Source organism: Streptomyces sp. NPDC052773, assembly GCF_044547145.1.
In the GTDB taxonomy this organism is placed as follows: Bacteria; Actinomycetota; Actinomycetes; order Streptomycetales; family Streptomycetaceae; genus Streptomyces.
The window spans coordinates 33,445-54,387 of the sequence record NZ_JBITZX010000021.1 but is presented as its reverse complement, the minus strand read 5'-3'; the positions used below and the strand labels follow the sequence as shown (position 1 = coordinate 54,387).

Annotated in this window: 18 protein-coding genes; 4 read left to right on the top strand and 14 right to left on the bottom strand. The window is 73.7% G+C overall.

All coding sequences use genetic code 11. From position 1 onward, the window contains the following. Positions 1–62: 62 nt before the first annotated feature. From ACIG0D_RS32730 to ACIG0D_RS32700, 7 genes are all read right to left on the bottom strand, one after another. The gene (locus ACIG0D_RS32730) at positions 63–1,295 is read right to left on the bottom strand and encodes a hypothetical protein (RefSeq protein ID WP_399808318.1); all 1,233 of its coding nucleotides are present in this window, start codon (positions 1,293–1,295) and stop codon (positions 63–65) included. After that, complete coding sequence (locus tag ACIG0D_RS32725) at positions 1,292–1,981, bottom strand: SigE family RNA polymerase sigma factor (protein ID WP_399808316.1); 690 nt, start codon at positions 1,979–1,981, stop codon at positions 1,292–1,294. Before ACIG0D_RS32725 ends, ACIG0D_RS32730 begins: the two co-directional genes overlap by 4 nt. 298 nt (positions 1,982–2,279) lie before the next feature. Continuing rightward, the gene (locus tag ACIG0D_RS32720; RefSeq protein WP_399808313.1) at positions 2,280–3,332 is read right to left on the bottom strand and encodes an aspartate-semialdehyde dehydrogenase; all 1,053 of its coding nucleotides are present in this window, start codon (positions 3,330–3,332) and stop codon (positions 2,280–2,282) included. Next, on the bottom strand, positions 3,329–4,606 hold the full coding sequence (locus ACIG0D_RS32715; protein ID WP_399808311.1) for an aspartate kinase: 1,278 nt from the start codon (positions 4,604–4,606) through the stop codon (positions 3,329–3,331). The genes ACIG0D_RS32720 and ACIG0D_RS32715 overlap by 4 nt, the downstream gene beginning before the upstream one ends. A gap of 324 nt (positions 4,607–4,930) precedes the next feature. Continuing rightward, entirely contained in the window at positions 4,931–5,593 is a 663-nt protein-coding gene (locus ACIG0D_RS32710; protein ID WP_399808309.1) for a DUF5063 domain-containing protein, read from the bottom strand. Then, complete coding sequence (gene recR, locus ACIG0D_RS32705) at positions 5,586–6,185, bottom strand: recombination mediator RecR (protein ID WP_351844681.1); 600 nt, start codon at positions 6,183–6,185, stop codon at positions 5,586–5,588. Before recR ends, ACIG0D_RS32710 begins: the two co-directional genes overlap by 8 nt. A gap of 87 nt (positions 6,186–6,272) precedes the next feature. Next, a complete protein-coding gene (locus ACIG0D_RS32700; RefSeq protein WP_166000830.1) occupies positions 6,273–6,614 on the bottom strand; it encodes a YbaB/EbfC family nucleoid-associated protein in 342 nt (113 codons plus the stop codon). A 283-nt stretch (positions 6,615–6,897) separates the two neighbouring features. Between ACIG0D_RS32700 and ACIG0D_RS32695 the strand changes: the two genes are divergently transcribed. Beyond that, on the top strand, positions 6,898–7,644 hold the full coding sequence (locus ACIG0D_RS32695; protein ID WP_399808306.1) for an SLATT domain-containing protein: 747 nt from the start codon (positions 6,898–6,900) through the stop codon (positions 7,642–7,644). Positions 7,645–7,665: 21 nt separating this feature from the next. Here the strand turns inward: ACIG0D_RS32695 and ACIG0D_RS32690 are convergent, their stop codons facing one another. The 3 genes from ACIG0D_RS32690 to ACIG0D_RS32680 form a co-directional block, all read right to left on the bottom strand. Further along, positions 7,666–10,038, bottom strand: a complete 2,373-nt coding sequence (locus ACIG0D_RS32690) for a protein kinase (RefSeq protein WP_399808303.1) — start codon at positions 10,036–10,038, stop codon at positions 7,666–7,668. 74 nt (positions 10,039–10,112) lie between these two features. Continuing rightward, a complete protein-coding gene (locus tag ACIG0D_RS32685; RefSeq protein ID WP_399808300.1) occupies positions 10,113–10,580 on the bottom strand; it encodes a MarR family winged helix-turn-helix transcriptional regulator in 468 nt (155 codons plus the stop codon). Continuing rightward, entirely contained in the window at positions 10,577–11,212 is a 636-nt protein-coding gene (locus tag ACIG0D_RS32680) for a type 1 glutamine amidotransferase family protein (protein ID WP_399808298.1), read from the bottom strand. The genes ACIG0D_RS32685 and ACIG0D_RS32680 overlap by 4 nt, the downstream gene beginning before the upstream one ends. A 179-nt stretch (positions 11,213–11,391) precedes the next feature. On the opposite strand from ACIG0D_RS32680, the gene ACIG0D_RS32675 reads away from it, so the two are divergent. From ACIG0D_RS32675 to ACIG0D_RS32665, 3 genes are all read left to right on the top strand, one after another. Further along, positions 11,392–12,756, top strand: a complete 1,365-nt coding sequence (locus ACIG0D_RS32675) for an aspartate aminotransferase family protein (protein ID WP_399808295.1) — start codon at positions 11,392–11,394, stop codon at positions 12,754–12,756. Positions 12,757–12,869: 113 nt separating this feature from the next. Beyond that, positions 12,870–13,571, top strand: coding sequence for a GntR family transcriptional regulator (locus ACIG0D_RS32670; protein WP_399808293.1), 702 nt, complete (start codon positions 12,870–12,872; stop codon positions 13,569–13,571). Between the two features lie 175 nt (positions 13,572–13,746). Continuing rightward, positions 13,747–14,397: a hypothetical protein gene (locus tag ACIG0D_RS32665; protein ID WP_399808291.1), complete on the top strand. Its 651-nt coding sequence runs from the start codon at positions 13,747–13,749 to the stop codon at positions 14,395–14,397. 22 nt (positions 14,398–14,419) lie between these two features. Here ACIG0D_RS32665 and ACIG0D_RS32660 read toward each other — a convergent pair whose 3' ends face one another. From ACIG0D_RS32660 to ACIG0D_RS32645, 4 genes are all read right to left on the bottom strand, one after another. Continuing rightward, the gene (locus ACIG0D_RS32660; protein WP_399808289.1) at positions 14,420–18,916 is read right to left on the bottom strand and encodes a caspase family protein; all 4,497 of its coding nucleotides are present in this window, start codon (positions 18,914–18,916) and stop codon (positions 14,420–14,422) included. Positions 18,917–19,095: 179 nt separating this feature from the next. Further along, complete coding sequence (locus ACIG0D_RS32655; RefSeq protein ID WP_399808286.1) at positions 19,096–19,617, bottom strand: hypothetical protein; 522 nt, start codon at positions 19,615–19,617, stop codon at positions 19,096–19,098. Positions 19,618–19,740: 123 nt separating this feature from the next. Further along, entirely contained in the window at positions 19,741–19,908 is a 168-nt protein-coding gene (locus ACIG0D_RS32650) for a hypothetical protein (protein WP_399808449.1), read from the bottom strand. Between the two features lie 117 nt (positions 19,909–20,025). Further along, on the bottom strand, positions 20,026–20,583 hold the full coding sequence (locus tag ACIG0D_RS32645) for a heme-binding protein (RefSeq protein WP_399808433.1): 558 nt from the start codon (positions 20,581–20,583) through the stop codon (positions 20,026–20,028). Between the last annotated feature and the right edge of the window lie 360 nt (positions 20,584–20,943).

Below are 20,943 nucleotides of genomic sequence, written 5' to 3'. Positions count from 1 at the left end.
CCGGCCCCCGCGGAAGGGGCCGGACCGGGACACAGCGGACTCAGGACGCGGAATCAGCGGCCTCAGGACGCCGACAGCAGCCCGGTGTAGTACACCGTCCCCGCGCACGCGTTCGGCACCGTCGCGCCGGTCGAGACGCCCGCCTCGGCGGTGTAGGAGACGGCGACGCTGCCGTCGGTCACGCCGTCCTCCGTCACCAGCTGGGTGGTCGTGCCGGTGTCGCCGCCCGTGGAGGTGCCCTCGGGGGTCGTACCGCTGGTCTCGGTGGGCGTCGGGTCGGGGGTCGGCTCGGGGCCGCCGGTGCCGCCGTTGTCGCCGCCGCCGTTGTTCGTGGGGCAGGGCTCGGACGGCACCCAGGCGAACCTCACCTCGTACGCCGCCCCCGGCAGCAGCACCAGCTGTCCCACCTCGGCGGAGGGGTCGGGCAGGCCGGTCGCCGCGTCGCCGGCGACATGGCGGGCCTGGCCGATCTTCGCCGGGTCGGCCGCGCCCTGGGCCAGCGGCACCAGGGTGCCGGGGCCGCTGACGGTACAGCTGCCGCCGGAGATGTTGGTGATGCGGAAGGTGCCGTAGACGGTGCCCATGGAGTCCGGGGCGTACGCCTCGCCGGTGGCGCCGAGCTGGTCGGCGGCGCACGCGGCGGCGGCCTGGGAGCTGGGCGCGGAGGGGTCGGCGCTGTCGCCGGAGCCGCTCTCGGTGGAGCCGCCCTTGCCCTTGTCGTGCTCCTTCTTGCCGTCCTTGTCCTTCTCCTCGACCGTGCCGGAGGCGCCGCCGGGCTTCTCGCCCGTGCCCTCGGTGCTCTTGCCCTCGCTGGTGCCGCCCTGGGCCTGGGAGCCGTGGCCGGCGATGGAGGGGTTGGCGTCGCTTCCGGTGGCGTTGGAGACGTGCACCAGGGCCGGTACGGCGGTACCGACGAAGAGCGCGGCGGCGGCGATGCCGACGACGGCCTGCCGCTTGCGCGCCCGCCGGGCGGGCACCGCCCGCCGCAGGTGCTCCAGCGTGCCGTCGCGCGGCTCGAGGTCGTCCACCGCGCCGTGCAGCAGCCTGCGCAGTGCCAGCTCGTCCGAGTCGAGCCCGTCGGGGCCCTGGTCGTCGGGGCCGTGGTTCACAGTTCCGTTCCCAGCGTGCGGTTGGTTCGGCTCTTGCTCATGCGCTGCGGCGGTGCCGGGCGTCGCCTCGGACGCCGCGTCGGGCGTCCCGGCCGCCCCGGCCGCCGCCTCGGTCGGGTCACGGGTCTCGTACGGCTCGTGCGGGACGCCCGGCTCGCGGCGTCCCCGTTCCTCGGGGCCTGTCATGCCGGCGCCCCCGCCCCCATCGCCACCCGCAGCGCCGCGATGCCGCGGGAGCCGTACGCCTTCACCGAGCCGAGCGATATGCCGAGGGTCTCGGCGACCTGCGCCTCGGTCATGTCCGCGAAGTAGCGCAGCACCAGAACCTCGCGCTGGCGGCGCTGGAGGCCCTTCATCGCCTTGATGAGGTCGCGGCGCTCCAGCTGGTCGTAGGCGCCCTCCTCCGCGCTCGCCATGTCCGGCATCGGCTTGGAGAGCAGCTTCAGGCCGAGGATACGGCGGCGCAGGGTCGAGCGGGACAGGTTGACGACCGTCTGCCGCAGGTAGGCGAGCGTCTTCTCCGGGTCGCGGACGCGCTTGCGCGCGGAGTGGACGCGGATGAACGCCTCCTGGACCACGTCCTCGCAGGAGGCGGTGTCGTCGAGCAGAAGGGCGGCGAGTCCCAGCAGCGAGCGGTAGTGCGCGCGATAGGTCTCGGTCAGATGGTCGACGGTGGTACCGGCGGCCACCGTCTCCTCGGCGTACTCGGCGCCGTCACGCTGGCTGGGTATGCGGGCGGGCCGCGCTGCGGGCATGGGCGCGATCACCGGCATGCCGCCGGCCGCGCCGGGCATGCGGGTGCGCTGCGGCCGACGGGCCGGCCGTAGGGCCGTGCCGGGCGTCGCCACGGGAATGTCGAGAACCTCTGCCACGCCAGTTGGACGTGTTCACCCCCGTGAGGGTTGTACGTGCCGAGCGTCACGTTCGCTCTCGCGCCAGGCAGCACAGCCGACGGTGCCCCGAATGCCCTCATGCGTCCCGCTCTTCCCTGTGTTCCATACGAACGACGCGTCCCCACGCCTCGTTCACGGTGCCCCCCACCCCGGAAGGGTGACCGCATAGACGCTCCCCGCCCTCCGCTTGGTTGCGGAGGGCGGGGAGGAATTCTCTTACGCCGATCCTACAAACGGTTCAGGCCGCCGCCGTGAGATTTTCCGTGAGCGGAAGCTCTCACGAAAACTCCGCCGCCACCAGTTCGGCGATCTGCGTGGTGTTCAGTGCCGCGCCTTTGCGCAGGTTGTCCGCGCAGACGAACAGCTCCAGCGCCGTCGGATCGTCCAGTGCCCGGCGCACCCGGCCGACCCAGGTCGGATCGGTGCCCACCACGTCGGCGGGCGTCGGGAACTCCCCGGCCGCCGGGTTGTCGTAGAGCACCACGCCCGGCGCGGTGGCCAGGATCTCCCGGGCCCGGTCGACCGTGACCTCGTTCTCGAAGCCGGCGTGGACGGTGAGCGCGTGCCCGGTGACCACCGGCACCCGCACACAGGTCACCGCGACCGGCAGCCGCGGCAGCCCGAGGATCTTGCGGGTCTCGTCGCGCAGGGCCAGCTCGTCGGACGACCAGCCGTCCTCGCGCGGCTCCCCGGCCCACGGCACCACGTTCAGCGCGACCGGCTCCGGGAACGGCCCGGTCCGGTCGCCGACCGCACGGCGCAGATCGCCCGGTCCGGTGCCCAGTTCGGTGCCGGCCACCAGGGACAGCTGCTCGCGCAGCGTCTGCACCCCGGCCCGCCCCGCCCCGCTGACCGCCTGGTACGACGACACCACCAGCTCGCGCAGCCCGAACTCGGCGTGCAGCGCGCCCAGCGCGACGATCGTCGACAGGGTGGTGCAGTGCGGGCCTGCCACGATCCCGCGCGGCCGGACGCGCACCGCGTGCGGGTTGACCTCGGGGACGACCAGCGGCACCTCCGGGTCCATCCGGAAGACGGCGGAGCCGTCGACGACGACCACGCCCTTGGCGGCGGCGATCGGCGCCCACCGCGCGGACACCTCGTCGGGCACGTCGAACATGGCGATGTCGACCCCGTCGAAGGCCTCCTCCGACAGGGCCGCGACCTCGACCTCCGCACCGCGCACGGCCAGCTTGCGGCCGGCCGAGCGCGGCGAGGCGAGAAGCCGGATCTCGCCCCAGATGTCCGCCCGCTGGGACAGCATCCGGAGTATGACCTCGCCGACGACCCCGGTCGCTCCCACGACCGCGAGCGTCGGCCTGCCGGTCATCGTCCGGTGCCTCCGTACACGACGGCCTCGTCGCTGTCCGAGTCCAGCCCGAACGCGGTGTGCACGGCGCGGACCGCCTCGGGCACGTCGTCCTTGCGGGTGACCACCGAGATACGGATCTCGGAGGTGGAGATCAGCTCGATGTTCACGCCGGCGTCGCTGAGCGCCTCGAAGAACGCGGCCGTCACGCCCGGGTTGGTCTTCATACCCGCGCCGACCAGCGAGATCTTGCCGATCTGGTCGTCGTAGCGCAGCGAGTCGAAGCCGATGCCGGAGCGGTTCTTCTCCAGCGCGTCCATGGCCTTGCGGCCCTCGGTCTTCGGGAGCGTGAAGGAGATGTCCGTCAGGCCGGTCGACGCGGCGGACACGTTCTGCACGACCATGTCGATGTTGATCTCGGCATCGGCGATCGTGCGGAAGATGGCGGCGGCCTCGCCCGGCTTGTCGGGCACGCCGACGACCGTGATCTTGGCCTCGGAGGTGTCGTGCGCGACACCGGAGATGATGGCCTGCTCCACCTGCTTGTCCCCTTGGTTGATCGGCTCGCTGCTGACCCACGTGCCCTGCAGCCCGCTGAAGCTGGAGCGGACGTGGATCGGGATGTTGTAGCGACGGGCGTACTCCACACAGCGGTGGAGCAGCACCTTGGACCCGGAGCTGGCCAGCTCGAGCATGTCCTCGAACGAGATCCAGTCGATCTTCCGGGCCTTCTTCACCACGCGCGGGTCGGCGGTGAACACACCGTCGACGTCCGTGTAGATCTCGCACACCTCGGCGTCGAGCGCCGCGGCGAGGGCGACGGCGGTGGTGTCGGACCCGCCGCGTCCGAGGGTGGTGATGTCCTTGGTGTCCTGGCTGACGCCCTGGAACCCGGCGACGATGGCGATGTTGCCCTCGTTCAGCGAGTCCCGGATACGGCCCGGCGTGACATCGATGATCCGCGCTTTGTTGTGGACCGAGTCGGTGATGACACCTGCCTGGCTTCCGGTGAAGCTCTGGGCGGAGTGGCCCAGGTTTTTGATCGCCATGGCCAGCAGAGCCATGGAGATCCGCTCTCCGGCGGTCAGCAGCATGTCGAGCTCGCGCCCGGCAGGGATCGGGGAAACCTGCTCGGCGAGATCGATCAGCTCGTCCGTCGTGTCGCCCATCGCGGAAACCACGGCGACCACCTGGTGGCCGTTCTTCTTGGCTTCGACGATCCGCTTGGCGACGCGCTTGATGCCTTCGGCATCGGCTACGGAGGAGCCTCCGTACTTCTGCACGACAAGGCCCACGTGCGCTCCTCGCTCGATGTGTGTTCTTTCCGCATATACGACGGTGTACTGCGGGTCGGCTCAGTCTAACGAGCGTCCGAAATCCACCCCCGCGATACCGCATCGTGAGATGCCCCGGCCGCCCGTGACCAGGAGGCTCATGCCCAGGGGCACTGCCGTCACGCGGAAATGTGCCCTGTGTCACTCCACGTTCCCGGGCACCGACATCCTGCCCGGTCACACGGCGACCGCCACGGCCCCCACGCCCCGGTCGACGCCATCGTGCAGGTGCTCTCCGGGCAGACGCCGTCCGTGTGCCAGTGGTCAGCCCGGTGGGTCCGGGGCCTAGTTCTTCGCGGGCCCCAGGCCCAGCGGGCCCAGGATCTCCCGTTCCATGACGCGGCCCGCCTCGATCTCCAGGGTGTCGTCGCCGAGGCCCTGGTCGGTGTCGAGGCCGTCCAGTTCCTCCAGGGGCTGGTTCAGGCGGACGTGGGCGACCACGGACTGCAGGGCCCGCAGGGTCGCCGAGGCCGTCGCGCCCCAGTTGGAGAAGTAGGAGAACTGCCACCACCACAGGGCCTCCGTGGTGCGGCCCGCGCGGTAGTGGGCCATGCCGTGGCGCAGGTCGGTGATGACGTCGGTGAGGTCATCCGAGATACGGGCCGGCACCGGGGCCTTGCGGGGCTCGTACGGGTCGAACACCTCGGAGTAGACGTCGATCGGCTCCAGCAAGCGGGCCAGGTTCTCACGGAGTTCGTCCACGTCCGGCTCGGGGCCCGGGTCGGGCTCGTAGCGCTCGTCGGGGACGATGTCCTCGTGCGCGCCGAGGCGGCCCCCGGCGAGCAGCAGCTGGGAGACCTCCAGGAGGAGGAAGGGGACCGCCGAGTCCGGTTCGTCACCCTTCGCGACCTCCGTGACGGCCACCAGGAAACTTTCGATCTGGTCCGCGATCTGGACCGCGAAGTCGTCCGGGTCCTGCGTCGTGGAGTGCAGCGTGGCGTCAGACATCTAGGAGTCGTCTCCCCTCGAAGGCGCGGCCGAGGGTCACCTCGTCCGCGTATTCCAGGTCGCCACCCACCGGGAGGCCGCTGGCCAGGCGGGTGACCTTGAGGCCCATGGGCTTGATCATGCGGGCGAGGTACGTGGCCGTGGCCTCACCCTCCAGGTTCGGGTCGGTGGCCAGGATCAGCTCCGTGACCGTCCCGTCGGCCAACCGCGCGAGAAGTTCTCGTATACGCAGGTCGTCGGGGCCGACACCCTCGATCGGGCTGATCGCTCCGCCCAGGACGTGGTAGCGACCGCGGAACTCGCGGGTGCGCTCGATGGCCACGACGTCCTTCGGTTCCTCGACGACGCAGATCACCGAGGGGTCGCGGCGCGGATCGCGGCAGATCCCGCACTGTTCCTCCTGCGCGACGTTGCCGCACACCGCGCAGAAGCGGACCTTCGCCTTCACCTCGAGCAGTGCCTGGGCGAGGCGGCGGACGTCCGTCGGCTCCGCCTGGAGGACGTGGAACGCGATCCGCTGGGCGCTCTTGGGACCGACGCCGGGCAGCCGACCCAGCTCGTCGATGAGGTCCTGGACCACGCCTTCGTACAACGGACTGCCGTCCTTCCTCGGGTGCCTTCACTACGTACGGTAGATGCCCCGTCCTCGTCTTCGTAAGGCAGGGCGGGGACCGGAAGGTCAGAAGGGCAGGCCCGGGATGCCGCCGCCGCCCAGGCCCTGGGCGAGCGGGCCGAGCTTCTGCTGCTGGAGGGTCTGCGCGTTCTCGTTGGCCGCGTGGACGGCCGCGACGATCAGGTCGGCGAGGGTCTCGGTGTCCTCCGGGTCCACCGCCTTGGGGTCGATGACCAGGCCGCGCAGCTCGCCGGCGCCGGTGACCGTCGCCTTCACCAGGCCGCCGCCCGCCTGCCCGTCGACCTCCGTGTTCGCCAGCTCCTCCTGGGCGCGGGCCAGGTCCTGCTGCATCTTCTGGGCCTGCTGGAGCAGCTGCTGCATGTTGGGCTGGCCACCACCGGGAATCACGATCAGCTCCTGTTTTCGTAGGACTCGGTCCACCTGGCACGAGCCTACGTGGTCCGCGCGGTCGTCGCCCCGGCACTCTTTCGAGTGACTTGTCTCCGTGGCGTATACCTGACCAAGACCCCCTTCCGGGCGGAAAAGCGATGAAAGGGTCACTCCCGCCACCCATTGGGCGGTAGGAAGGGTCCGGCACGTCAGCAACCGTCATCAGCATCCGTCATCAGCGTCAGGCGTCACGCAGAGTCGGTGCGCAGAGTCAGTGCGCAGAGTCAGTAGGGAGTGCCGGGTGGGTCAGCCGGAGATGCAGCCCGAGGGTCCGCCTCAGGACGGGCGGGGTGAGGGGGCGGCCGGGCTGCGGCCGGGCGATCTGACCGGGCGGGCGTTTCCGCTCGGGGACTGGGCGGAGCCCGCGCAGCGCCTGGACGAGCTGTACCGGTGGGTGGAGCGCGGCGCGCTCGACACGGCGGCCTGGTATCTCGCCGACCGGGTCTGGAAGCGGCGCGGCGCGCGGACCCTGCGGACGGGTGCGGCGGCGGGCGCGGTGGCGGGGGCCGCGCTGCCGCTGCTGGATCTGACCGGGGTGATCGGCGGGGTCGCGCCCTGGGGGTATCTCGCGCTGCTGCTCGCCGTGGCGTGCGTGGGGGTGGACCGGTTCTTCGGGGTCACCTCGGGGTGGATAAGGGACGTGGCGACCGCGCAGGCCGTGCAGCGGAGGTTGCAGGCACTTCAGTTCGACTGGGCGTCGGAGAGTGTGCGCGAGGTGCTGGGGCCGACCGAGGGGACGGCGAGCGAGGCGGCCGAGCGGTGCCTGGGCGTGCTGCGGCGGTTCTGCGAGGACGTGACCGAGCTGGTGCGCACCGAGACCGCCGACTGGATGGTGGAGTTCCGTACCGGGTCGGCGCCGCTGGGCATCCAGGCGACGGTCGCGTCCGGGCCGCGCGTGGACCAGGCGGGTACGCACGGCCGGTTTCCCCTGCCGCCCGGGCCCGCCCGTCCGAACATGCCGCGCCAGCGTCCGCCGGAGCCGCGCTGAGGCGACCGTGGCGGGCCGGGCTCACTGACGGGTGTACGTCAGCTTCTCCCCCGTGCTCGTGTTCACGCGCTGGAGGGTGTCCTCCGACAGCAGGGTGATCTCGGTGGCCTGGCCGGGGCTGCACGCGGAGCGCGGTTCGCCGACCGTCACCGTGGACGGGCCGATCCGCAGCGGCCCGTCGCCCGTCGGCTCGGCGGTCAGCTCCGCCTCGAAGACGCAGTGGTAGTCGGCGCCGTCCGCGGTGAGCGACAGCACCGTGTCGCCCGGCTCGCCCTGCTGGATGGTCAGCCGGCGGGTGTGCGTCCCGTCCGCGTTCTCGATCGTCGCCCCCCAGGTCCCCAGGTACGCGGCCGGGACCGCGCCGTCCTCCTCTTCGGATGCGGACGGCGACGGGGAGGGCGTCGCCTGGCCGGAGCCGGTGGGTCCCGGGGTGGTGGGCGCGGCGGACGAGGTCGGCGTCGGCGACGGGGACGCGTCGGCTTCGCCCCCGCCGTTCATCAGGGCGTACACCGTCCCACCCGCCCCCAGCGCCACCACCACGGCCACGGCCACGAGCAACGCGGTCGCCTTGCCGTTCCTGCGCGGCGGCTCCTGGGACGGGGCCGGGTTGTAGGGCGTGGGCCCGTACGGCGGCGGGTAGCCCTGACCGGGCTGCTGAGGGTGGCCGTAGCCCTGGGGGGCGGGGCCGCTGTAGGCGTGCTGGGGGGTGCCTGGCGCGGGCTGGGGATAGCCGTAGCCGTGGTGGGGGGTGGCTGGTCCGTGCTGGGCGTGGCCGTATCCGTGGTGGGCGGGGTCGTATCCCTGGTGGTGCGGGGCGCTCGGGGACGGCGGGGCGGCGGGCGTCGGCGATGCCTGCGGGGCGCCGTAGGCCGGGGGTGCGGGTGGCGTGGCCGGGGTTGCCGGGGGCACGGTGCCATGGGCAGCCGACGGCGCGGGCGGCGTGTTCGGGGCCGCCGGGTGCGTGGGCGGTGGCGTGCTCGGAGCCGCGGGGTGACCTGCGGTGACGGTGGGGAAGTGGTCCAGCGGCGCGGGGCCCGAGCCGTTCGTTCCCGGGGCTCTCAGCCCGTCCGGCGCGGCGGGCGTGCCCGGTGCGGGGACGCCGGGTGCGCCGGGCGTGCCCGGTGCCACCGGGCCACTCGGGCCGCCGGACGCGCCTGGTCCACCGACCCCGCCGGGTGCGCCCGCCCCGGCCAGTGCGCCGACGCCGACCGGTCCACCGACCCCGGCAGGCGCACCGGACCCGGCAGGTCCACCGGAGCCGGTCGGCCCGCCGGAGCCGGCAGGTGCGCCCGGCCCCCCGGATGCGCCAACACCACCGCCCGGTGCCGCGGCCCCGCCGGGTGCTCCAACACCACCGGCCGGTGCGCCGGCCCCACCGGGTGCGCCGGATACGGCGACTCCCGCCGGGCCCCCAGGCGTCCCGGGTGTGCCCGGTCCCTCACCCCCGCCCTGCCCATCCCGCGCTCCCGACGGCTCCGGGTTCTCCGTGTTCAGGAGTTGGATCGCGTGGCGGCCGAGTTGGGCGACCAGGGGGCTGGGGAGCCAGGGGTCGCGGGTGCGGCCGGCGAGGACGGTGTCGTGGGCGCCCGTGTGGTCGAGGACGTCGTCGAGGGTGGGGCGGGCGGTGGGGTCCTTGCGGAGGCAGGCGCGGACGAGGTCGGCGATGCCCTCGGGGACCCGCTCCAGGTCGGGTTCCTCCTGGGCGATGCGGTACATCAGGGCGGGTACGCCGCTGTCGGCGCCGCCGAAGGGGAGGGCGCCGGTGGCGGCGTAGACGAGGACGGAGCCGAGGCAGAAGACGTCGCAGGCGGGCGTGACGCGGTCGCCGCGGACCTGCTCGGGTGCCATGAAGCCGGGTGAGCCGACGACCACGCCGGTGCTGGTCAGTCCGCTGTCGGTGACGGTCTCCAGCGCGCGGGCGATGCCGAAGTCGATGACGCGGGGGCCGTCGATGGTCACCAGGATGTTCGACGGCTTGAGGTCGCGGTGGACGATCCCGGCGGCGTGGATGTCCTTGAGCGCGTGGGCGAGTCCGGCCGCGAGGACGCGGACCGAGCGCTCCGGCAGCGGCCCGTGGTCGTGGCCGACGACCTGCTGGAGGCTGGGTCCGGCGACGTACCCGGTGGCGACCCAGGGCACGGCGGCCTCGGTGTCCGCGTCGAGCACGGGCGCCGTCCAGTGGCCGCCGACCCGCCGCGCGGCCCGCACCTCCTGCCGGAACCGCGCCCGGAATTCCTCCCGCGCGGCCAGCTCCTCGCGGACCAGTTTCACGGCGACGGTCCGTCCCCGGTCCGACCGGGCCAGATAGACCTGCCCCATGCCGCCGGCGCCGAGCCGCCCCAGCAGCCGGTACGCGCCGACGTGCAGAGGGTCCCCGGGCTCCAGCCTCTCCATCCCCACCGCCTCCCCCCAGCTGAGCAACAGGCCGAGAATAGTGCGGCCGTGGGTGGAGTCGTGCGCCGTGCCGTCTACGGTTCCGTAACAGGCGCGGCGGGCGGCCCCAGTTCGTCCAGCGCCTTCGACAGCCGCTCCAGCGCCTCGACGGCGGCGGCGAGTTCCGCCTCGCCGAAGGCGTCCGCGAGCCGGTCGGCGTAGGCGGCGTGCCCGGGGTCGATGCGGGTGATCGCGGCGCGGCCCTCCTCGGTGGGCGCGAGGAGTTTGGCGCGGCGGTGGGCCGGGTTGGGGCGGTACTCGGCGAGGCCCCGCTCGACCAGCAGGTCCGCGATGCGCTGCACGCTCTGCCGGGTGATGCCCATGGCACGGGCGACACCGGCCACCGGCAGCGGTTCGCGCAGCACCGCGCCCAGCACCTGCCACCAGGCCGCGGTGAGCCCGGCGGGCCGGGCCAGCTCCTCGGCGACGGCGAGGAACTGGCCGTTCAGCCGGAACACGCCGATCGCGCTCCGGCTGAACAGGTCCTGCCGCGCGCGGCTCACAGCGCCCCCGCCTTCTCCAGGACGGCGTACGCCTCGATGTCGGAGTCGTGGAAGAGGCGGTACCAGGCGTCCAGCACCTCGCCCTCGTAGACCCCGAGCAGGCCCAGGATCTCGCGGGCGAAGGCGACCGGCTCGGTGGGGCCGGCGGTGATCAGTCGGCCGTCGGTGACCGCGTCGGCGTCGACGTACCTCTCGCCGCCCCGGTAGCCGGTGGCGGCCAGGTAGAAGGAGACGGCGCTGGTGTGGGCGCGGTCGTCGAGCAGGCCCTCGCGGGCGAGTCCGGCGGTGGCGCCGCAGATCGCGGCGACGGGGACGCCCGCGTCGAGGAACTCGCGGGCCTTGCGGGCGAACGGCGCGAGGTCGTCGCTCGTGTCCCAGAGGTCGGCGCCCGGGAGGATCAGCAGCGCGCTGTCCTCGGGCCGCAGGCCGGCCAGGGCGAGGTCGGGCTGGACGCGCAGGCCGCCGAGGGTGCGGACGGGGGCCGTGGTGGGTCCGACCGTGCGGATCTCATGCCCCGCGCGGGCGAGGTGGGCGGTGGCGTGGCCGGGCTCCCAGTCGGCGAGGGTGTCGTAGACGGCGAGGTGGACGGGCTTGCGGCTGGTGGTTCCCGTGCTCATGGTTCCCGTGCTCATGGCTCCTCCTCGGGCGGGATCCCGTACGGAATCCCTTATGACAGTAGGCTGTCATTTCGACAGCCTGCTGTCAATGGGTCTGGGGACGGCCCTTCGTCGACAACCTGTCGCGGAAAGGCCCTGACCACAGACAGGACGCCGATACCGCGTCCGCATCGCGGACATCTACGCTCGCCCGCATGACCCCTCATCCCGTTCCCGACGCCCAGGCCGGTGCCGCCGTGAAGGCCGCGGACCGCGCGCACGTCTTCCACTCCTGGTCCGCGCAGGAGCTCATCGACCCGCTCGCCGTCGCCGGCGCCGAGGGGTCGTACTTCTGGGACTACGACGGCAAGCGCTACCTGGACTTCACCAGCGGCCTCGTCTACACGAACATCGGCTACCAGCACCCCAAGGTCGTCGCCGCGATCCAGGAGCAGGCGGCGAAGATGACCACCTTCGCGCCCGCGTTCGCCATCGAGGCGCGCTCGGAGGCCGCCCGGCTGATCGCCGAGCGCACCCCCGGCGACCTGGACAAGATCTTCTTCACCAACGGCGGCGCCGACGCCGTCGAGCACGCGGTGCGCATGGCCCGGCTGCACACCGGCCGCCCCAAGGTGCTCTCCGCCTACCGCTCGTACCACGGCGGCACCCAGCAGGCGGTCAACGTCACCGGCGACCCGCGCCGCTGGGCCAGCGACAGCGCGACCGCCGGGGTCGTGCACTTCTGGGCGCCCTTCCTCTACCGCTCCCGCTTCTACGCCGAGACCGAGGAGCAGGAGTGCGCGCGGGCGCTGGAGCACCTGGAGACGACGATCGCCTTCGAGGGACCGCAGACCGTCGCCGCGATCATCCTGGAGACCGTCCCCGGCACGGCCGGGATCATGGTGCCGCCGCCCGGCTACCTCGCCGGGGTGCGGGAGATCTGCGACAAGTACGGGATCGTCTTCATCCTCGACGAGGTCATGGCGGGCTTCGGGCGCACCGGTGAGTGGTTCGCCGCCGACCTGTTCGGTGTCACCCCCGACCTGATGACCTTCGCCAAGGGCGTGAACAGCGGATACGTCCCGCTGGGCGGCGTCGCGATCTCCGGCGCCATCGCGGAGACCTTCGCCCGGCGGCCCTACCCGGGCGGACTCACCTACTCCGGGCACCCCCTCGCCTGCGCCGCCGCCGTCGCGACGATCAACGTGATGGCCGAGGAGGGCGTGGTCGAGCACGCGGCGCGGCTCGGCGCCGAGGTCGTGGAGCCGGGGCTGCGGGAGCTGGCCGAGCGGCACCCGAGCGTGGGCGAGGTGCGCGGCGTCGGCATGTTCTGGGCGCTGGAGCTGGTGAAGAACCGGGAGACCCGCGAGCCGCTGGTGCCGTACAACGCGGCCGGTGAGGCGAACGCCCCGATGGCCGCGTTCGGCGCCGCCGCCAAGGCCCACGGCATCTGGCCCTTCATCAACATGAACCGCACCCATGTCGTGCCGCCGTGCAACGTCACCGAGGCCGAGCTGAAGGAAGGCCTCGCGGCGCTGGACGCGGCGCTCGCGGTGGCCGACGAGTACGTGGCGGAGTAGGCGGCCGGGTCGCTGCGCAACCCATTACCCCCGGTGGGGGGAGCGCGTATGGTGGCGTGCTCGTAGGCACAATCGTGCCCCGCCATTCGAACGCACGAGGGAGTCCCCCCACCATGCCCGGCACCAGCGGCAACGGCGCTGTGACCCGTAGCACCCTGCGGCAGCAGATCGCGGACGCGTTGCGTGACGAGGTGCTGGCGGGGCGGCTCCAGCCGGGGCAGGAGTTCACCGTCAAGGAGATCGCCGACCAGTACGGGGTCTCGGCGACCCCGGTGCGCGAGGCGCTGGTCGATCTGTCCGCGCAGGGCCTGCTGGAGGCCGACCAGCATCGCGGCTTCCACGTCCGCGAGTACTCCGCCGAGGACTTCCGCGGCCTGGTCGAGGCCCGCAGCCTGGTCACCGACGGCATGTTCCAGGCGCTCGGCGAGGGCCACCGCGGCTTCCGGGACCCCGACGACCCGCGCACGGCGACCGCGCTCGCGGGCGTGCGGCGGCGCGGCGAGGAGGCCCAGCGCGCCGCCACCGCCGGGGACCTCACCGTGCTCATCGGCTACGACCTGCGCTTCTGGCGCGAGCTGAGCGGCCTGTTCGGCAACCCCTACCTCGCCGACTTCCTGCACCGGCTGCGCGTGCAGTCCTGGGTGTGCGCGGTGCAGCATCTGCGCCGGCTGACCGATCTGCGCGGGCAGCTGTGGGCCGGGCACACCGAACTGGTGGACGCCCTGGCGCGCCGCGACATCGAGACCGCGCGGGCGCTCATCGCCGCGTACAACACGCACTCGCTCAGGCTGATCGAACGGCTGGCGGGCGACTGACGGGCCGCTGACGGCCGACCGGTGCGGGGCCGGTGGGTGACTGACGGGCGGTCGGCGGCCGTTGTGGGTATGGGACCGGTACGAGAGGGGACCGGTACGGGTGGGGACCCGTGCGGCCCCCACCCATTACGCTTCCCTGACCACCCGCGTGCGCTCGTACCCGAGGAGCCCTCTTTTGGCCTGTGACCTGTGGCTGGTCCCGCTCGTCGACGTGTTGTGCCACACGCCGGACAACCCCTTCGCCGAGGAACTCGCGCAATACAACCAGGCGCTCGCCGCGGCCGGACTGCCGCCGGTGCCGGTGTACCAGTACATGCCGGGCCTGTCCGGCGAGGTCGCCCCGGTCGCCGGGTTCGACTACGACGCGCTGCACTTCCTGCGCCGGGCCTACCTGCTCCAGGTCTGCGGGCTGCCGGTGACCCCGGTCGACGAACTGGGCGGCGACTACGAGCAGTTGCTGGAGATGTTCGAGTCGACGGCCCAGCAGTCCCACCTGGTCTGGCACTACGACCACGCGGGCGCCTACGTCCCCGTCGACTTCCCGCACCCCCTGTCCAACGACGACCTCCTCGCGGGCGGCGGCCCGCTGGGCTCCTCGCAGACGCTGCTGCGCGAGCTGGAACTCGTCGCCCCGACCCTCGGCATCGACCCGGCCAACCCCCCGGCGGCCCCGCAACCGCCGCTCGGGCCGACCGAGTTGGAGGAGCCCGCCGTCCCCGCCCCGTACGACCCGAGCCCGTTCGCCCGCGAGCGGCACGTCTGGCTGGGGCTGCACGCGGCGGCGACGCGGAGTCTGGCGCAGGGGTCGATGATCGTGTTCAGCTGAGCCGGGGTCCCGGGGCCGCTCCTCAGTCGCAGGAGGGGCGGTGGTCCAGGTGCGGGAACAGTGCCTTCCAGCGGTCCTGGGACAGGCTGACGGGTTGTGAGCGGCACATGGCCTTGTAGAGGCGGTCGGTGTCGTAGTCGAGAATGTAGGTGTTCTCCTCGTTGGGCAGGCGGGGTGATTCGGTCTCGGCGGTCACGGCCAGCCAGCTTCTGCCCGAGGGCAGCCGGACGGACTCCGCGGTGTCCAGGGTGGCGAACTCCGGGGTCACCCAGCGGCCGTCGCGGCCCAGGGACCAGATGCGGTACGGCTCGCCGGTGATGGCGTGCCGCCCGTCGGCGGTGACGGCGAGGGACGTGATGGCGCGGTCGAGGCGTACGGTCCTGGTCTTCTTCCTCGGCTTGTGGGGATCGGAGACGTCCCAGAACTCGATCGTGCCGTCGGCGACCGCGGTCGCCAGTTCGCCCTTCCCGGAGGGGAAGTAGCTCCCCGGAGCGGCCGGGATCCGCCCACCCTCGGCCGGCCGCGCGGGCCGGGGGAGGTCGTACAGCCGGATCGTGTCGCCGCTGTCCTCGGTGATGAGCAGCTTCGAGGTGTCGTCGTACATCGCGCCCTCGCGCAGCGCCGCGTCCTCGATCACGTCGCCCATGCGGGGACGGTCGGGGTCGGAAACGTCCCAGAACCGCAGGTGCCATTCGTTCTCGACCGTCACGACGGTGTGCGGGCCCGCGAACCACAGGGTTCCCGTGGCGAAGAGCCCGCCGTTCGCCCGCGTGGGGATGTCGGCCCGGCGTACCGGCTTCGCGGGGTCGCTGATGTCCCACAGGGCGATGGCCCGCTCCTCCCGCGAGCCCACGGCCAGCAGCCGGCCGTCGGGGCTGACGGTGATGTGCGGGACGTCGGCGGTGAACCGGATACTCGTGCTTCTGCGCGGCGGGCCCTCGGCGCCGAACCGCCAGAGCTGGAGGGTGTGGTCGAGCCCTCCGGTCCAGTGGTGGGCCAGCAGAACCGGGTCGCCGCCGCGCCGGCCGGTCAGGAACCAGTTCGCCTCCCAGCCCTTCGGGAGGGTGTAGCGCGGCTTCGCCGAGCCGTGGTCGCCGATGGTCCAGATCCGGGTGGTCGTGGAGTAGTCCGGCTCGTCCTTCTTGACGATGAGCAGCCTGCCGTCGGCGCTGACGGGGCTGGTGCCCGCCACCTCCTGCACGGGCAGGTAGCCGGGGAGCGCGCGAGCCCAGGTGTGTTCGGTCCACAGCCGGATCTCGCCGCCCACCTCACCGGCGGCGAGGTAGCGGCTGTCGGGGCTGTAGGCGACCGACTGGACCGGCTGCCCCGCGGACAGCACGGGGAGTTCCGGCTTCATCTCCGCCAGCTCGGCCGTCTTGGCCGTCGCCCTGAGCCGCCGTACGCCGTCCTTGCGGTCCGCCCCGGCGAGGAATCTGCCGTCCGGGCTGAACGCGAGCTGCGGCATGCCGTAGTAGCCGCCCCACCTGTCCGAGTAGTCCTCGGCGCGCACCCGCCGCAGTTCCCGTCCGTCCACCACCCGCCACCAGGCCGTCACGCCCTCGCCGCCGTTGGCGACGACCAGGTCGCGGCGCGGGTGTGCGGCGACGGACGTGACCGTGGCGGTTCGCTCGGTGTCCAGCAGGATGGGCCGGCCGGGATCGCTCAGGTCCCACAGCCGCACCTGGGCGGGATGGCCGTTCTTCCCCGGCCCGTTGCCGTTGCCGGTGACCAGATGGTGTCCGTCACGGGTGAACGCCAGGGAGATCAGCTCGGCTTCGGCCACCGTGCGCTGCGCGCGCAGCGCCGGGCGCGCCGGGTCGGAAACGTCCCACAGCCGCAGCCGGCCCTTGTCGCCGCCGGACGCCAGGGTCCGGCCGTCCCCGCTGAACGCCACGCCGAACGTCGTCGTGCTGTCCTCGACCGGCAGGCGCGCCAGCCGCTCGGGCCGCTGCGGGTCCGCGGTGTTCCACAGGGTCAGTTCCGTGCCGGTCTGCGCGGCCAGCAGTGGCTTGACGGGGTGGTGGGCGAGGACGGGTCTGCCGTTCAGCCGGAAGCGGCTTCCCTCGGCCGGCCGCCCGGGATCGGACAGATCCCACAGCTGCACCCGGCCGTCCCGGTGGCTCGCGGCCAGCGCCTTGCCGTCCGAGCGGTAGGCGAGGTTCAGGACGGGCTCGCGGTGGGGCTCGGCGGGGGTGAGGTGGACCGGGGTCAGGGTGATCGCCGACGCGTACAGGCTGGAGCGGGTCTCCGGGGTCTCGGCCGTGCGGTACGCGGCCAGGCTGAGGCGCAGCGCCGTCCCCGGGTCGCGGTCGCGGATGCGGTCCGCGCGGCTCGCCAGCTCGCGGGCGATCAGGGCCCGCTCCCGGCTCGCCGCCTGCCCGTTCTCGTAGAACGCCCAGCCCGCCAGGGAGGCCGCCACCAGGGTCAGCGCCGACAGCACGGAGACCCACGCCCGGACGGCGCGGCGGCGGCGCCGCTCGGCGGCCTCGCTCGCGGTGACGAAGTCGCGCACCACCTGCCGTACGGGCGCCGCCCCGGCCGTCCGGCCGGTGGCCAGCTCACGCGCCTCGCGCAGGTCGAAGCCCCGCCACAGGCCGCTGGGGCCGCGTCCGCCCTCGTCCCAGCCCTCCGCCGCGGCCGTCAGCCGGCGAAGCCGCAGCAGATCGCCGCGGGCCTCCTCGATCCAGCCGGTCAGCCGCTCCCAGGCGTGCAGCAGGGAGTCGTGGCCGAGCTGCGCCCCGCCGTCCTCGTCCACGACGACCAGGTGGGCGTCGGCGAGGAGGCGGAGCAGGTCCCGCGCGTCGGCCAGTTCCTCGCGCGGCACCCGGCGGCGCACCAGCCGGCCCTCGCCGTCGGCCACCTGCACCATGGCGAGCATCAGGGCGCGCAGCCGCCGGCGGCCGTCCTCGTCGAGGCCGTCGTGGATCCGGTCGGCGGCGCGGGCGACCGCGTCACGGATGCCGCCCGCCTCCTGGTACGCGGCGTAGGTGAGCGTGGTGCCGCGCCGCCGCAGCCAGATCTCCTGGAGGACGTAGGCCAGATACGGCAGGGCCGCCGCGTCGCCGGTGCGTCCGCCGCGCCGTTCCTCGTTCACCTCGCGCAGCAGGATGCGCGGGACGCCCGCCTCCCACTCCAGTCCGGCGTACCGGGCGGGCTCCACGATGGCCGCCTCGATCTCGGCGTCGTTCAGGGCGGGGACGACGAAGTGGTCGCGTTCCGCGAACGGGGCGAGGTGCGGGTCGCCGAGGATGTCGCCGTGGTAGTCGGCGCGCAGCGCCAGCACGACGCGCGGGCCGTCGGTCGCGGTGAGCGCGGCGGCGAACCGGGCACGCTCGGCCTCGTCCGCACCGTGCGTGAAGTACTGCTCCAACTGGTCGACGACCAGCACCCCCGGCACCGGCCCGCCGCCGGCCCTGGGCTCGGGGCGGGGGAAGCGTCCCTGTTCCAGATCGCGTACGACCTCCGCGAGCGGGCGGCCCACCGCCTGCGCCCACGCCTCGGCGAGCCGCCGGAACGGCCGCGCGCCCGGTGCGGGCACCAGGCACACCGGACCCAGTCCGGCGCGCTGGGCCGCCACGCTCAGCCCGGCCCGCAGCAGCGACGACTTGCCGACGCCGGAGTTGCCGATGAGGACCAGCGGCTCCCCCGGCCGGATGCCGGCGACTCTGGACAGCAGACGCTCCGTCATCTCCTCGCGGCCGAAGAAGAGGTGGTGCTGTTCGGGCAGGAACGGCCGCAGGCCCGGGTACGGGCACACGGCGTCCGCGTCATCCTCCGGCGCCGCCGGGCCGTCCGCTGCGGGCCGCGCGGGATAGCGGCGATTGGCGGTGAGGACCAGTTCGGCCATGCGGGCGGTGCCACCGCCGTAGGGGCGGGCCGCCTCGCCCTGGAGCCGCTGGTCGAGCAGGCGGTAGACCCCGCCGAGCGTCAGCAGGCGGGCGGCGCCCGCGTCGCCCTCCCGCAGCAGCTTCAGCAGATGCCCCGTGAACAGGGTGTACTCGGCGCCCTTCGGGGCGTACGCCAGGGTGTTGCGCTGGGCGGATCCGAGCAGATAGCTGCCCTGGGGGCGGGACGCGCCGAACGGGTCCGGGGCGGGGGCGCGGCCGGGTTCCCGGGCGTTCCCGGCGAAGCAGCAGTCGAGGATCAGCACCGGGTCCGCGGCGGCGTCGGCGAGGTAGCGCTCGATCTCGGCGTAGGGCACCGAGTGGGCGGTGTCCGTGAGGGACTTGGTCGCCGCCGTCGCCAGGTACAGCCGTCCGCCGGGTCCGCGCAGACCGTGGCCGACGAAGCAGAACACGACGATGCCGCTCTCGGGCCGTTCCTCGGTGGGCGCCGCCCGGTCGGCGGCCTCCGCCAGCGCCTCCAGCACCTCGCTCGGCGACGCGGGGTTCGTCAGCACGCGGACCCGGTCGCCCATGCCGCAGTGGGTGCGCAACGTCTCGGCCAGCGCCTCGGCGGAGGGCACGGCCGCGGGGAGATCGTGCAGCCGGTCTCCCGGGTGGCGGCCCGTGCCGACCACGACCGCGTGGCAGCCGGGCCCGGTCAGGTCCGGCCCTCCTCCTGACGGCGTCGCCCCTCCCCCTGACGGCGTTGCCCCTCCCCCTGACGGCGTTGCCCCTTCCCCTGACGGCGTGGACCGTCCCCCTGACGGCGTGGACCGTCCCTCCGACGGCGTGGACCCTCCCCCTAACGGCATGGTCAGCGCGCCCCCTCGGCCCGCCGGGAGCCGTCTGACCCGGCCGGGTCGTCTCCGGCCGGATCGTCTCCGGCCGGGTCATCTTCGGCCGGGTCGTCTCCGGCCGGGTCGTCTCCGGCCGGATCCCGCTCGTCCGTCTCCCGGGCCGAGGGCTCCCGCAGGGCCTCCGCCACGCGCTGGGCCAGCTCGCCGGTGCCCTCCGCGGTCAGCGGCCGGACCTTCTCGGAGGCGACCACCAGCTGGGTGCCGTCCGGCCGGTTGATGGTGACGGTCACATTGCTCCGCCGGTTCTGGAGCCAGACGACGAGGGCGGCGCCGGCCGCCGCGGTGGGGCCGCCGGGGGCGAGCAGCAGGGTCAGCAGCTCGCTCCAGGCACCGCCCATCGCCCCGGCGGGCGCGCTGTCCGCGAGGTCGCGCCGCACCAGGCCGCGCAGTTCGGGATCCTGGCGCAGCCAGTCGTACAACTCGTCCGTGGCGCCCGCGTGGTCGCCGCTCGCCGCCTGTACGCCGAGTGTGAAACGCACCCCCGCTCCTCCCCCGGCAGCCGCGGCCGTACCGCTCGCGCCGCTGCCGCCGCTCATGCGTCCATGCATGTCCCTGTATCCCCAACTCCCCTTCCCCGCTCGCCAGTTCCCCGCACATCACAGTCACAGCACGGCGATGCCGAGGGGGCGCTCCCCGGCCGGCAGTCGGCGGGTGCGCTCGCTGCCGAGGTCGACGACGGTGATGCCGTTCCAGTGGCCGTCGCGGGTGAAGCCTCCGGTGACGTAGGCGGTGCGGCCGTCCGGGGGGGGCGGCGACGTCCTCGGGCTCATGGGGGAACTCCTCGGGCGGGTCAGGTCGCGCAGCGCGGCGAACGCCCGGCGGCGCACGGCGCGGGGGCCGCGTGCGCCACCGGGGTCCGGACGGGCGTACCGCGCACGGCGGCCCGGTCAGTCGTTCAGGGCGGCGACGCCGGCCCGGGCGAACTTCTCGTCGAGGTCGCCGGAGGGGGCGCCCGCGACACCGATGCCCGCGACCGGGGCGCCCTTGGCGGTGACGGGGGCGCCGCCCGCGAGGAAGAGCGTGCCGGGGATGTCCTTGAGGTTCGGGGCGTTCTGGAGGCGCTTGGCCAGCTCGGAGGTGGGCGCGTTCCAGGACACGGCGGTGTACGCCTTGCGCTCGGCCGACTCGTACGACTGCGGTCCGGCGCCGTCGCCGCGCAGGGTGACGATGGTGTTGCCGTTGCGGTCGACGACGGCGACGGTGACCCGCTGGCCCTCCTGCTCGGCGGCGTCCAGCGCGGCCCGCGCGGCCTCGGTCGCGGCGTCGATCGTCAGGTGGGAGGTCTGGAACAGGTCCCGGTTCTGGGCGTCGGCCTGGACGGCGGCGGGAGCGCTCCGCTCCGGGGAGCCGGCGTGGGCCGAGACGGCGCCGACGGTCCCGAGGGCGACGGCGGCGACGAGGGCGCCGCCGGTGAGGAGGCGGGTGCGCGGGGAGATTCGCTTGATGTTCTGCATGCCGTCCATGCTGTGCCCGCCCACCGGCCCGCCCCGTCGGCGCACCGGGTACGACCGCCGCCCGGAACGGACGAGGCGGGGGTCAACCGAACGGATGACGCCGGGCGGGTGCGGCGAGGCCCGGCCGGCATACGAGGCCCCCAGACCCGGGCCGGGGCCGGGGACGGGCCGCGAACGTGCCCGACCGGGCCCGACCGGGCCGCACGGGGCCCGAACCCGGGCCGAGAACGGCAGGGGACCCCGCCGCACGGGGCCCGAACCCGGCCGTGAACGGCAGGAGACCCCGCCGCACGGAGCCCGAACCCGGCTGAACGGGCCGACCGGGCCGACCGGGCCGGACGCGGGCCGACC